General features: G+C 55.6%; 14 protein-coding genes. 2 read left to right on the forward strand and 12 right to left on the reverse strand.

Going from position 1 to position 11,438, the window contains the following annotated elements:
• Nucleotides 1-266 precede the first annotated feature (266 nt).
• From FQ192_RS34365 to FQ192_RS10340, 11 genes are all read right to left on the reverse strand, one after another.
• Nucleotides 267-1,250, reverse strand: coding sequence for a phage tail protein (locus tag FQ192_RS34365; RefSeq protein WP_256672250.1), 984 nt, complete (start codon nt 1,248-1,250; stop codon nt 267-269).
• A 62-nt stretch (nt 1,251-1,312) separates the two neighbouring features.
• The gene (locus FQ192_RS10295; protein ID WP_149658516.1) at nt 1,313-2,194 is read right to left on the reverse strand and encodes a hypothetical protein; all 882 of its coding nucleotides are present in this window, start codon (nt 2,192-2,194) and stop codon (nt 1,313-1,315) included.
• A complete protein-coding gene (locus FQ192_RS10300; RefSeq protein WP_149658517.1) occupies nt 2,194-2,496 on the reverse strand; it encodes a hypothetical protein in 303 nt (100 codons plus the stop codon). The genes FQ192_RS10295 and FQ192_RS10300 overlap by 1 nt, the downstream gene beginning before the upstream one ends.
• A 1-nt stretch (nt 2,497) precedes the next feature.
• Nucleotides 2,498-6,061, reverse strand: a complete 3,564-nt coding sequence (locus FQ192_RS10305) for a host specificity protein J (RefSeq protein WP_149658518.1) — start codon at nt 6,059-6,061, stop codon at nt 2,498-2,500.
• 79 nt (nt 6,062-6,140) lie between these two features.
• Entirely contained in the window at nt 6,141-6,785 is a 645-nt protein-coding gene (locus FQ192_RS10310; protein ID WP_149658519.1) for a tail assembly protein, read from the reverse strand.
• A 75-nt stretch (nt 6,786-6,860) separates the two neighbouring features.
• The gene (locus tag FQ192_RS10315) at nt 6,861-7,256 is read right to left on the reverse strand and encodes a hypothetical protein (protein ID WP_149658520.1); all 396 of its coding nucleotides are present in this window, start codon (nt 7,254-7,256) and stop codon (nt 6,861-6,863) included.
• Complete coding sequence (locus FQ192_RS10320; protein ID WP_149658521.1) at nt 7,253-7,870, reverse strand: hypothetical protein; 618 nt, start codon at nt 7,868-7,870, stop codon at nt 7,253-7,255. Before FQ192_RS10320 ends, FQ192_RS10315 begins: the two co-directional genes overlap by 4 nt.
• A gap of 108 nt (nt 7,871-7,978) precedes the next feature.
• Nucleotides 7,979-8,476: a KilA-N domain-containing protein gene (locus tag FQ192_RS10325; protein ID WP_046382715.1), complete on the reverse strand. Its 498-nt coding sequence runs from the start codon at nt 8,474-8,476 to the stop codon at nt 7,979-7,981.
• On the reverse strand, nt 8,473-8,691 hold the full coding sequence (locus FQ192_RS10330; protein WP_149658522.1) for a hypothetical protein: 219 nt from the start codon (nt 8,689-8,691) through the stop codon (nt 8,473-8,475). The genes FQ192_RS10325 and FQ192_RS10330 overlap by 4 nt, the downstream gene beginning before the upstream one ends.
• Complete coding sequence (locus tag FQ192_RS10335) at nt 8,688-9,527, reverse strand: Rha family transcriptional regulator (RefSeq protein WP_149658523.1); 840 nt, start codon at nt 9,525-9,527, stop codon at nt 8,688-8,690. The genes FQ192_RS10330 and FQ192_RS10335 overlap by 4 nt, the downstream gene beginning before the upstream one ends.
• A gap of 67 nt (nt 9,528-9,594) precedes the next feature.
• Nucleotides 9,595-9,747: an Arc family DNA-binding protein gene (locus FQ192_RS10340; protein WP_149658524.1), complete on the reverse strand. Its 153-nt coding sequence runs from the start codon at nt 9,745-9,747 to the stop codon at nt 9,595-9,597.
• 63 nt (nt 9,748-9,810) lie between these two features.
• Here FQ192_RS10340 and FQ192_RS10345 point away from each other — a divergent pair, with 63 nt between their 5' ends.
• Together FQ192_RS10345 and FQ192_RS10350 are read left to right on the forward strand one after the other, a co-directional pair.
• The gene (locus tag FQ192_RS10345) at nt 9,811-10,131 is read left to right on the forward strand and encodes an Arc family DNA-binding protein (RefSeq protein ID WP_149658525.1); all 321 of its coding nucleotides are present in this window, start codon (nt 9,811-9,813) and stop codon (nt 10,129-10,131) included.
• 174 nt (nt 10,132-10,305) lie between these two features.
• On the forward strand, nt 10,306-10,509 hold the full coding sequence (locus FQ192_RS10350; RefSeq protein ID WP_149658526.1) for a hypothetical protein: 204 nt from the start codon (nt 10,306-10,308) through the stop codon (nt 10,507-10,509).
• A gap of 146 nt (nt 10,510-10,655) precedes the next feature.
• On the opposite strand, the gene FQ192_RS10355 is transcribed toward FQ192_RS10350, so the two are convergent.
• On the reverse strand, nt 10,656-11,429 hold the full coding sequence (locus tag FQ192_RS10355) for a C40 family peptidase (protein ID WP_149658527.1): 774 nt from the start codon (nt 11,427-11,429) through the stop codon (nt 10,656-10,658).
• Between the last annotated feature and the right edge of the window lie 9 nt (nt 11,430-11,438).

The raw sequence follows: 11,438 nt of genomic DNA on the forward strand, positions 1-11,438 counted from the left end.
CAGGTCGACCGGGAATGCCTGCTCCTGGCTGTAGTTGTCGGGGATCGGCAGCGTCAACATCAGGACCAGTTCATTGTTGAGCACCTGAACGCTATCGCTGCGTGGATCGATTGCGAACCATTCCGAGTCGATGGCGGATCGAGGCAGGATGTCGCCTTCTTTCATCAGCGAAAAATCGAAAACCACACCGTTAAGGATCAGCTTCTGCCCATCCTTCACGGCCACCAGCACCTTGTCGATCAGCAGCGGCGAAAGTTTGATGCGCATTAGAACCACCTTCCGATAGCGAGATATTCCAGGGTGCCGGTAACCGAAATTGAAGACGTGGCCATGACGTAAATCGAATAGGAGTTCGCCGGAGGGTCGGCGTTGAGATTCGACCACATCAGCCGGCCTGCTGCCGTGAAATTAGCGAGGACCACGGGCGTTGTCCCGGCAAGGAACGGTACGGGGAACGCTCCTGATAGGGACGTGAAGAACATGACGCCGGACGCCGTTGTGATGTTTGCCGTCACCGAGCCCGTGACGCCGTAGCAAATCATCTCGCCGCTTGCGAACTTGATGTACTTGCCGTTCGACGTAGATCCGCTTTGGAAGATGTCACCGGTAGGGAGGCCACCCGATTGGCTGACGGTGCCGAGAATCCCTGCAATGGCCGCAGCGCCAAGACCGAGCCCGCTGCGGGCCGCGACTTGTGTATTCCCACCGGTGCCGCCCTGGGCAATGGTCAGTGTTTTGGTCAGCCCATTGAGTTCAGTGATGTCCGCGTTAACGCCGCTCTTGGCCGCTACGAGTGCAGTCCGCGCCCCTGGGGCATCTGTCGCCCCGGTGCCGCCGCGGGCCACCGTCTGGATATCCAGAATGCCGAGATTGCTCTTCGCATCCGCAAGGGTCGCGCCGCCCGTACCGCCCTTTGCGATGGGCAAAACATCATAGTTGCCGGTGGTACCCAGCGCGGCCAGCTTGGCGCCGTAGGTGTTGACCAGTGCGCGCAGAGCGTCGGCCGAGTCCTTCACGTACCCCTGAAGAGGTGCCAGCGCATAGGCGCCGGCAGCGTTGGTAGCGCCCTGATACGGCGGCGAGATGGACAAGGCCGTGTCGCTGGCAAAGTTAACTATCTCGTACCAACCACCATCAGGGCCACGAAAACCATCACCGACGCGGCCGTTGGCAATAAATGCGGTACCTGTGCCAAGCACCGTGCTGGAATTTTGGGTAACCGAAACCGTCCCGGCTTTATACCAAGGCATAGAGCTTTCCTTTTAACTTTAATTGGAGTGCCGAAATAGGCCGTATTAATGAAAATTCTGAGCTAGTTGAAAGGGAACGGCATATTTGCAGTTGTTATCACAAGAGCTACGGGGTATCGATCAGTCGGGATATTCTCGAAGGAACAAGGGGTGGCCTGGCCAGATACTGTTGGATATGCCTGAGTTGTGCCGCCTGCTGCACCAAACATAAACGAAATACCGCCCGTTCTCCCATATGCACCCTCGGCGCCGCTGTACTGCGTAAACGCAAAAACGTTCCCGGGGAACAAATCATTGATACGGCATGACCTCGACCACGGGAGAAACGCGGCATACTCGACCCCAGAACCTATTGCAATGTCTACGTGAGAATCCGTTTTTGTTACCTCGCCACCCGTTGATGTTTGTCGGTGAACGTTATAACCCCCGGCATATGTTGTTATGTATCTACCATAAATATCAACTGACCCAGGACCCGGAGCCTGAATAGCTGCGCTGACATTTAATGGGGGCTGCAAAGAGTTAAACGTTATGCGTCCATTGACATCGTAGGTTTTCAAGAACGTCGTTCCTGCCATGTTGTCAGCCATAAGATCAAAACAATAGAACTTCGTATTCGCGTCGGCATTTGCATAGAAGAATGTCATCGTGCTGCCGGATATCGAAGTCCCTTGCAAGCAACCAGTACCTACTATGAAAACAATGGGGGACAATGCATTTTGCACAGAAAACCCAAACATTGAATCGGCGCTGGGAGTCCCTGACTGAGAAGTAGTCGTGGTCCAGTTCGCCCCTTCATTTGGGTCGAGCTGGGCAGAGCGAAGAACCTTACGCGTCCATGAGTTTAGATAGGTCATGTAGCCGCTTTTCACTAGCCCGTAACATATAAGGCTTGTATCAAAAAGAATCTGCCCGTTGTCTTTAAATGCCTGAAAGGTAGACATCAGAAATACCCGTAATAAATCCGGCAATTCGCCGAGAAGTATCCCCAGCCATTAGTTGCGTAGGAGTAGGCCCAAGACAGGACATTTCCCGAGAGGGTAACGCCCGGCTTTTTCCCCCTTTCCAACTGGAGATCCACCAGCGGTACGACGATAAAGAACTGCGTCTTGCCCGCTGGCGGCGCGGGGATGTTGATTGCGCCATTGGCTCCGCCGGTATCGTACGAGCCCTGCACCTGACTGATGTTCATGGTCATATCGACCAACAGACGCCCGAAGGCGTCGTAAGTGGTTAAACCCGTCATGTCAGACGCTCATGTTGATGGCCAGCACGCCATTTGGGTGATAGAGCTTTACGCTGTTGTTGTTGATCGCGATCCTTGCTTGCCCCGCACCCTGCCCGTTCATTTCGAAACCGCCGTTCTTGAAAATGGCCCAGCCGGTTTGGTTGACCACATAGTTCGTTGAGGCGATGTAGTCGCCGATCTTGGCGTTGGTGATCGTGCCGTCCTGAATGAATGCCGAACGGATGAACACCTGGCCGCCGGTCACGGCAAACGGCGACGACAGCGTGCCGTTGACGCCATTCACCACTGCGAAAGTATCTGCGCTGACCAGAAAGGTGCTTTGCAGGCCGCCCGGGCCGTTCTCAATACCGAGACCGATCCCTGCCGCCACGTACTGCCCCTGAGCATTCACCTGCATCTTCACAGACCACATGGTGGTCAGCTTGCCAGCGGTGTCGGCGTAGGCCGTCGAGGTTTGCTGAATGGCGGCCGTGTTCTGCCCAACCGACACGTTTAGCTGATCGATCTTCGTCGCCGTGGCTGACGCGTTGGTGGCCACCACCTGCTCCAGCTCGGTGATGTTGGCCGCGTTTTTACCGATCGCTACGTCGAACGTTGTGAGCCGCTGCGCCGTTGCCTCGTTTTCAGAGGTGCGCACCTTTGATTCGGAAGCGATCGCCGCGGTGCTGGTCCAGCCTTTCAGGGCATCGGCTAAATCCCCTTCCCCGTTGTCATCACGGTAAGAAGCTTTTAGCGCCTGGAACGCAGTCGCCTGGGCGGTGGTTACACCGTCCAATTCGGTGATATCGGCGGTGTTGGTTGCGACCTGCTGGGCCAGGCCGTTGGCTGTCTCGATCGACTGTCCCACGTCCAGCCAGTAGGTGGCGTTCGGCGGTGGCGTGTTGATCGGCACCTGGCTTTTAGCCTGGTAAATTCGCCCGCCTTCCACGACCATCTGGTCTTTCTCGTAAACGTCCGCCGGCTTGTAACCAGTCAAGCCATCGAGTGCGTCAATCTGACCCTGCAGGCCAGGGATCTTGTTGATCTCGTCCAACAGGTCTTGGCCGAGCTCCGTCTCGGAAATCTTTCCGGCAAGCATATCGAGGATATCTGAGGCGTTCGAACTCGATTGCCCCATGACACCCATCCCCACCGGGTACCAAGGACCGATGTTGCCGATCCGATCCACCAGGCGAGCCCAGAAAAAGAAGGTCACGCCCGCGGCGAGCCCCAGCATCGAGAAATCGCTTTGCGGGTACGACAGATCCGTCAGCTTGGTCGCAGCCTCCAGACTATTCGTCGGCCCGTACCAGATTTCCGTGCGCTGGGTGTCCTCGGCGTCGGCAGGAAAACCCCACTTGAGGTAGATACCGAACAGCAGCGGCGTGGCCGTCAGGAACGACACCGCCGGCGGATTTCCGGTTTTCCCAAAGAGTTCGGTTGGCTGGGAGAAGGCCCAGAGGGAGCAGTTTTCATTCGGACCTATAGCAGCCACTCGCGCCGTGTAGGTGCCGGTGTAGATGCCCGGCACCTCCATTGAGGCGGTGTAAACGCGCCCGCCAAAAATCCAGTCACTCGAGCCTCTCCGCCACCACACGTTGTAGCTGGCAGCACCTTTGGGTGCCGTCCAGGTAATGCGCATCGTCGCAACGTTCACTCCCTGCCGAACGGTGTCAAAGGTGGACAAGGCCACGTTTGTCGGTATTGCTTGAACAGCCGATGGAAGAACTGTAGTTGGCAGCGTAACAATCTGTGCCCCGCTATCGATTGCTGCGAATTTGCTCGCATTGTGCTGCACTGCGACGATGTCGTACTGCAGCTTGTCGTCGCCGAAATTCTCGACGACCGACAAAATCCTGAATGTCTCTGCCTTCAGTTCAGCCGATTCAATCGTGTAGACCGACTGTGTGGTCGGTGTTGAGGAGAAGGCCTCAGTCACTGTCACGACACGCCCGGACACCCCTTGAATGATTCTGGACTCGGCGGTTCCAGTGGGGCGGATGACAATCAGCGTATCGCCTACTTCCGCCTCGATATCAGCATCGAGCGTTACACTGCCCGCAGTTGCGGACTTGATCCGACCGGACATTGGCTTGCCGCTGTAGTTTTCGTCAGCAACCCGAATCAGCTGCCCTGGGCGAGCAATGGTGCCGTCCATGCCCACGGAGAAACTCACGGTGTCAGTTTCGTAGTGGTTGGTCAGCAGGATGTACTGGCCAAGCCGCTGGGCCTGGCCCTGCGATACACAGCCGAAGGCCGTGGTTTCGGTTTCGCGGATCTGGTACCGGGCGATCGCCTTCTGACTCTGGACAAACTCAACCTTGGCGGCGCCGAAGTTGGTCCGGTCGGACCAAGAGACCTTGCACACGCTATAGCGGGTTGAGCCGCTCGATGCGGAGCGGCTGAACTTGCCGTCGATCACGTTGGTGTTCGTGTAGGTGTAGACCGGGTCGCTCGGCATGTCCGCCGATACCATCACTTCGCTGCCGGCGTAATAGCTCATGCCGCGGAAGATGCTGGCCATGTCCTGCAGCACGGTCAGCGCATTGGCACGGCTTTGCAGGTAGAGATTGCAAGTGAAGCGTGGTTCTTGACCGCCCTTCCCGTCATCCACCAGTTCGTCGCAGTAGCCGGCGATTTGATACAGCCCCCACTTGTCCACCTGGCTGTCGCTGATCACAGCCCCAAGACCGTAACGGTCATTGAGGATCAGATCGCGATAGATCCAGGCCGGGTTATCGGTCCAGGCCAACTTAAACGTACCATCCCAGGCGCCGGTGTAGCTGCGGGTGGACGGCTCATAGTTGCTTGGCACTTGAATGATGCGGCCCTTGATGTGAAAGGCGCGCTCCGGAATGGCATTGAATTGTGAGGCGTCAATCTTGGTGCCGACCAGCGCGGTATACGGATACTGAAGCTTTGCGTCGATCACCTCGGTGTAGCTGACTATCGAGGTGTTGGCCTGGATGCTGGAGTTTGGAGCGTCCGGGGTCAGGCGGCGGATACGAATCTGCCAGCCGCCATCGGTCGGTGGCAACTCAATGCGGTGACTCCGTTGGTAGCCATTGGTTGTCTTACCGTCGAATGCTTGAGTCAGGACGGTGACGTAATCGCCGTTGTTGGTGGAGAGGTCGATGGCGTAATTCACCACGTAGCCGACGGTATCGCCGTCCGACTCGGTCCTGTACATCGTCGACACGCCAAGGCGGACACGGACAGCCGACAACTCGCTATTGCTGATTGCCTGCGTCCACGACTGGGAGAACTTCAGTTCAACGCCAACCGCAGTCTCGGACTCAACCGCCGGGAAGCCGCGGATGTATTCCTGCTCTGCTTCGCCCGTGCGCTGCTCCCAGGTCACGCCCGTGAAATTCAGGCTGCCATCAGAGTTGGCCAGCGGGGTCTCATTATAGAAAATCGACTGGGCGCCATTCACCAGGCCAACGATCGGCCCCTCGCTGACAGCGTCGAGGATATTGGCGTAGCTGGTGTTGATCAGGCTGTCCGGGCTCTCTACTGGCGAATGCGGCTTTTCGCTGCCGCCTTTCGAGCCGCCAGCGCCGAATGTGTGTGCTGCGCCCATGCTTTTCTCCAGGCGAAAAAAAACCGCCGCAGCGGTCTTGGGGTTTCTGGGTGGTTGTAGTGGCGTGGCTGCTGACGACTTACTGCTGGTCTTCTGCGACGACGCCCAAGGAAACGCAGGCCGAACCCACCACCATCTCTCCGTAGCAGAGAGGGACCGGGTTTCCCTGAGTTACTGTATTTTTGATGCCGCTGAAGTTGTAGCTGGGCTGGTTATCGGCGGCTTCCGAACTGTCAATGCCCGGCGCTGTACCCGCGACCATCTGGGCGACGCCGCCGATAGCAAGGGATATGCCTACTGCGCCAACAACCCCCCAAACACCGCCTCCGAACATCGCACCCGACACGGCGGCACCAGATGCAGGCGTACCGAAAAAAGAAGCTGCGACGATCAAGGCGATACCCAATACAGTTTGAAGCCCGCCGCCATTCTTACTCCCTTTTACGATGGGGGAAATGCGTATGTCATTATGGCTTGGAGGGTCCCCTAGTTCATTTTTACTAATGTTTCGCTTGCCGTAAAAAACTGCAAAAGCCATCCCCTTGTCCTTGGATTCGGTCAGGAAGCGATTGAATCCTTTGTGGAGTACGCCAAGCGCCCTGACAGCTTCGCCAGCAGAGTTAACCGCCAAATGGTGAACATGACCAAAGCGCTTACCTAGGACACCATGAAGTCGCACTGTTCGAATTCTGTCACTGGCTGGTTGAGTGGGGGTGTTAGGCATAATTGGCTTTCTCCGGACAATAAAAAGCCCGCTAGGCAGCGGGCTTGATTAAGATTTCTGCTTGCTTCTAATGCTTTAAAACGTCGTTGGCATAATATTCATGCCTGCCATTCGGCGCTTGAGCAGCTCGCCTGGCTTGATGTCAATCTCTGACTCCGATATTCCTGAGCCGCCACACATCCCGACTGGCTTAGCGGCGAGAACATGCTTTCCGGCACCGACGTTGAATCGACCGGTTTCGCCAGAATTGAAGTCAGCCGCCTGCTTGCCGTCAATATAGAAACGAATGGTGCAACCGGCCCCCACAAACCCAGAATCGCGAGTCACCACCAGGAATGCTTCAGGTTTCGCTCCATACGAATACAACCTTGACGGCGGTATTGGATCGGCCTCTTCCGACGAAATCGGCATAGGCGCACAGCCCGAAAGCGCAGCCAAAACAGCCAGCGATAGAATAGCCTTGTAAATCATTCGGTCATCTCCAGAATGCGACTTTCTAAGGCCCCGGTCGCGTAACAGGTTACTTGCTCGCTGGAAAACCCTTGTTTTGTTGAAAAGTCGAAACTCAAATCTTCTCTGCCTCCGGGCTGGCCGTCAAATGAGGTAGCTACAAATGCAACATCAACCACGTACTTTGTGTTGACGGCTACGGATGTTCCGGTGGCGGCCGGTGCTACGTAGATATTCACACGCCCATTTAGCTTAGTGTTGCGGGTGGCGTTGAAAGCATTTCCCTGCTTATTAGTCAGCGAGAAAACCGATGAGTCGGCGGTTTTATACACATAGGAATTTTCTCCCCTGGCATTCTCAAATCGCCTGGATGTAACCCCGCAATCAACATATTCAGATGGCTTTTGAGTAGAGAACGAAAGATTTATAAGTCTTGAATTTTTATCAATATTATTTATGACGAAGAAGTCGCTGCTCAACTGCCTAACCAGGTCGTCCCAGACCTGATCAAATGGCTTGTTGACCACTTTAGTATTCGTAATTCGGCTCTGAGTTGGGGGCTTGTAATCAATGGATGATGTTGCACATCCCGAAGCCAGCAAGCAAAGCGCTGCAAGCGCCACCGTCTTATGCATGATTCCATTCCCGACAGACAAAAATGAAATCTAGCATCATGCGCGATCAAATCAAAACGCCAACACGAAAGCCCCGCATTGGCGGGGTTCTTCGGGCTCGTGGGAGGGTTACGCTACGTCGAGCTGCAGTGTCAGTTGAAGCTGCTCCAGCAGATGCTCGACACGGCGTTCAAGTACAGGCTTTTGCCAGCGCCATGTCGCCAGCCCTTTCCCTTGGGCGCTGGCGAGTTTTTCACGCTCATCCAATATCCGACATGCTCCTTCATACTCCTGGCGAATCCCGATATCCCCATGCAATAGCGTATCAATCTGAACATCACACCAAACGGCGAAGTCGGCGGAAAGCCAGCGCGCGAACGCAACGGCCAACTTTGGATGAATCCAAGTACCGCCGCCGCGATCCGCGCGAGCCCGGCTGGTTTTTACATACGGGATTTCCCCGCATGTACGAGCCATTGCCTTCAGATACTCAATCGTCTCTGGAAGCCGAAGCCATTCATTTGGCAGCTTGCCGAATTGCTTGGCCGCCTGTGTGGCATTAATCCAGCCGCCGCCATTAAAGGCGACAGCATGCCCGTGAAAGTCAAACGGAATGATGTTGCTCATGCTGTCTTCCTCAATTCAATAGATACCGCCGCGCCAGGATTGAAGCCGTCCAGCGGCATCAGGCTTTTTGCGCTCACCGAGTAGCGCTTGCCCTCGACCAGCATTAGCCAGTTTTCTTCGATCTTGCGGACGAGTTGCCCGGAACGACCGACCAGATTTGGCCGCTCCGGCATAAGGATCAAAGCGCGCCCGCCAGCTTTGAGTATGAAGTTCATGCTGCCACCTTCCGTGCCTGGCTCAGTGAGCGAATGCGGAGGTTCTCAGTTGCCAGCGCTACAAACTGGAACATCTCCGCTGTGGATACGGGCATATCCCTGTCCACAAGCATTGACTGCATGAACTCCTGCCGCGTCAGGACGAACGCACCCATTGGAACCGGCGTGATCTGCGTGTTGCCTTTTGGATCGGCGCTGATCAAATAGCGTTCGCATTCGCCAAGCTTTTCGGGGATCAGGCTCGACTGCCGAGGGATGTATTCACCCTCGATCGCGTAACTCGCGATGAAATTGCAGGCTGCATCCATCTTGTCGGCGGGTATCAGCTCCATGCGCGGAACATCGAAACGAGCGTGAAGTGCGGAAGCGAGCTTCGCGGTGGCACTACGCTGATGCTCGGCATCAAGCTTGGCTACTCGGCAGCGCATCACGTTGCTGAGCGTGCGCGCACCTTCTGCGCCCAGCGCCTCGGAAACAGCTTTGGCAACGAGGCTCTTGCTCGAAAGTCCCAGTTGGGCTGCCATCCAGTTGAAGGCAGCAATGTAACCTTCCTTGATAGCTGCGGCTTTCTTGCCGGTGAAGCTCATCACCAGGAACATGAAGCCGTCCTTGGTCATCTCGAAGGCTTCATAGGTGTTGCCGCGATGTTCAAATTGAACCGACGAAAAGTTGTCGGTTAAAAATTGAGCCGAACACTCGAGCGCTCTGACCTTGGCAATAACGTGGTTGTGGAGCTTTTCAAATGCTTCAGCGACCTGCCGCGTTGAGGTGAAGACCTCGCCGTTACGGGCCTCAACGAATTTACGCATGTCAACTACTGTGGTATTCTTGCTCATGACGTTTTTCCTGATAGTTAGACGTTCTGCTTTATGAGCCTCAAGCGTTGGCGCGCTTGGGGCTTTTTTATGCCTGTTCATTTTTAGTCTTTCCCCTCGCCTGTTGAATAATCTCAACGAGCTGGGCGTTCATTGACCGGTTTTGCTCTCGCGCCTGCTGCTTTATCCATTCCATCAGCTCGACCGGAAAGCGAACCTGTGTTCTCGATAGCTCGCTCATAAACCCTCCTTAGTGACACGCAGTCACTATACAGCGGATAATTGAGAGTGACAAGATAGTGACATGGAAGAAATTTATAGATCACAGTTTCGAATGCCGCACAGCCTTTATGAGAACTTAAAGACTGCCGCGGACAAAAATCATCGATCCGTTAACGCGGAGTTGGTTGCTCGCCTCGAAGAAAGCTTTGCGTTGCAGCCGGAACCAAAATTCCGAGGTGTCGACAAGAACGCCTTACTGGCGACGATAGGCGAGTCACATACCTACTCAGAGCAGGCAATAATTGAAGCAATGCTTTTGGCTCTGCGCGGAGTGCCACCAGACGCCGCGAAACCGGAGCCAAACAGCGGCCCTAAGGCAAAGAAGCGCTTCCCCAAAGAATAGATTCAAGCCCGGCCCCTCCGGGCTTCCCCTGCCTGTACGAATCCCCAGTAACGCGATAGCCCCGCCGAGTAGTAGCCTCCTGCCTTCACGCAACGGATACCCCCAGTCCCTTGCCTGCAAGCCCAAGGACTGGGATGCGCCAATTTCGGCGCTTTTATGACCTGGAGGTCTAAAATGGCAAAACAACCTGAAAATGCAGGAAAGGCTTGGACAGCGGCAGAAGTTGCCGAGCTTAAGAAACTGGCCAAGGAAAACACTCCGACCCGCGTGATTGGTCTGAAACTTGGCCGATCTGAAGACTCTATTTACTCGAAAGCCGCAGATGAGAATGTGAGCCTCAAACCAACTAACCAGTCGCCTTACAATCGCCAGAAGTAAGTTGAGCAACGCTTGATTCGTATGCCTGGCGCTGTTCATGGCTCCACTCATGATTGTGTTCCGCCAGTGAGAGCGCCATCGAGTCCAGGCATTCGAGCAAATCAATCTTTATTTGATCCATTTCAGTCTCCCGCGGCCGCGCCGCATCATGTGGTTGGTTGTGCATCTTTGTGCCTGAGGTACAGTCTCGCGGCATCTCGCCAGTACCCGCCGAAGATGTCGCGCTTTGAGTCTTTTCCGTAGAGGTGGTGCAGGATGGACCCGGGCACCGGATGGTGATTAGGCTCGGTCTTCAGCTTTCCATCGGCCAGATAGATGCCGGCGTGGTTCGCCTTTTCGGCCCGCACCTGCATAATGATCAGGTCGCCCTGACGGAGCTCGCTCGGGTCGATTTGATGGAAGCCGGTAGCCTCGTACTTCTCCATGTAGTGGTCTTCTACGCCATTCCACCAGCCGTCCTCTCGCTCGTAGTCCGCCAGCTCAATACCCAGTTCGCGTCGGTAGTAGTCACGGACCAGTGTGTAGCAGTCGAGCACGCCATGATGAAACGAGCGACCGAGCAGCGGAGCCTGGTAACCGGTTGGCAAGTGAATCAGGTGCGAGACAGGTTTTCCCTCGCGCACTTCTACTATCAGCCAAGGCAGCTCGGTAGCCTCAAGCGAAACTCGGTCGGCGCCACTCAGTCGAGCTGACTGCCCTGGGTGGCTGTGCACGACACACACCGGCTCGCCCTGGTCTTCGGCACCAGCCCAGCTTTCGGCGCTGATACGGAAATCCTTCTCGGGTGCCTCGGCAGAATTCGGCAGCGGCAGATAACGTTTCTTCCCGCCCGCCAGCACCACAATGCCGCAGCACTCCTTGGGGTTTTCGGCTTCGGCGTGAGCGTAGATGGCATCAATGATGGATTTATTGAGCTTCATGCGATGCCC

Origin of the sequence: Pseudomonas sp. ANT_J12, assembly GCF_008370045.1 — a bacterium.
Classification (GTDB): Bacteria; Pseudomonadota; Gammaproteobacteria; order Pseudomonadales; family Pseudomonadaceae; genus Aquipseudomonas.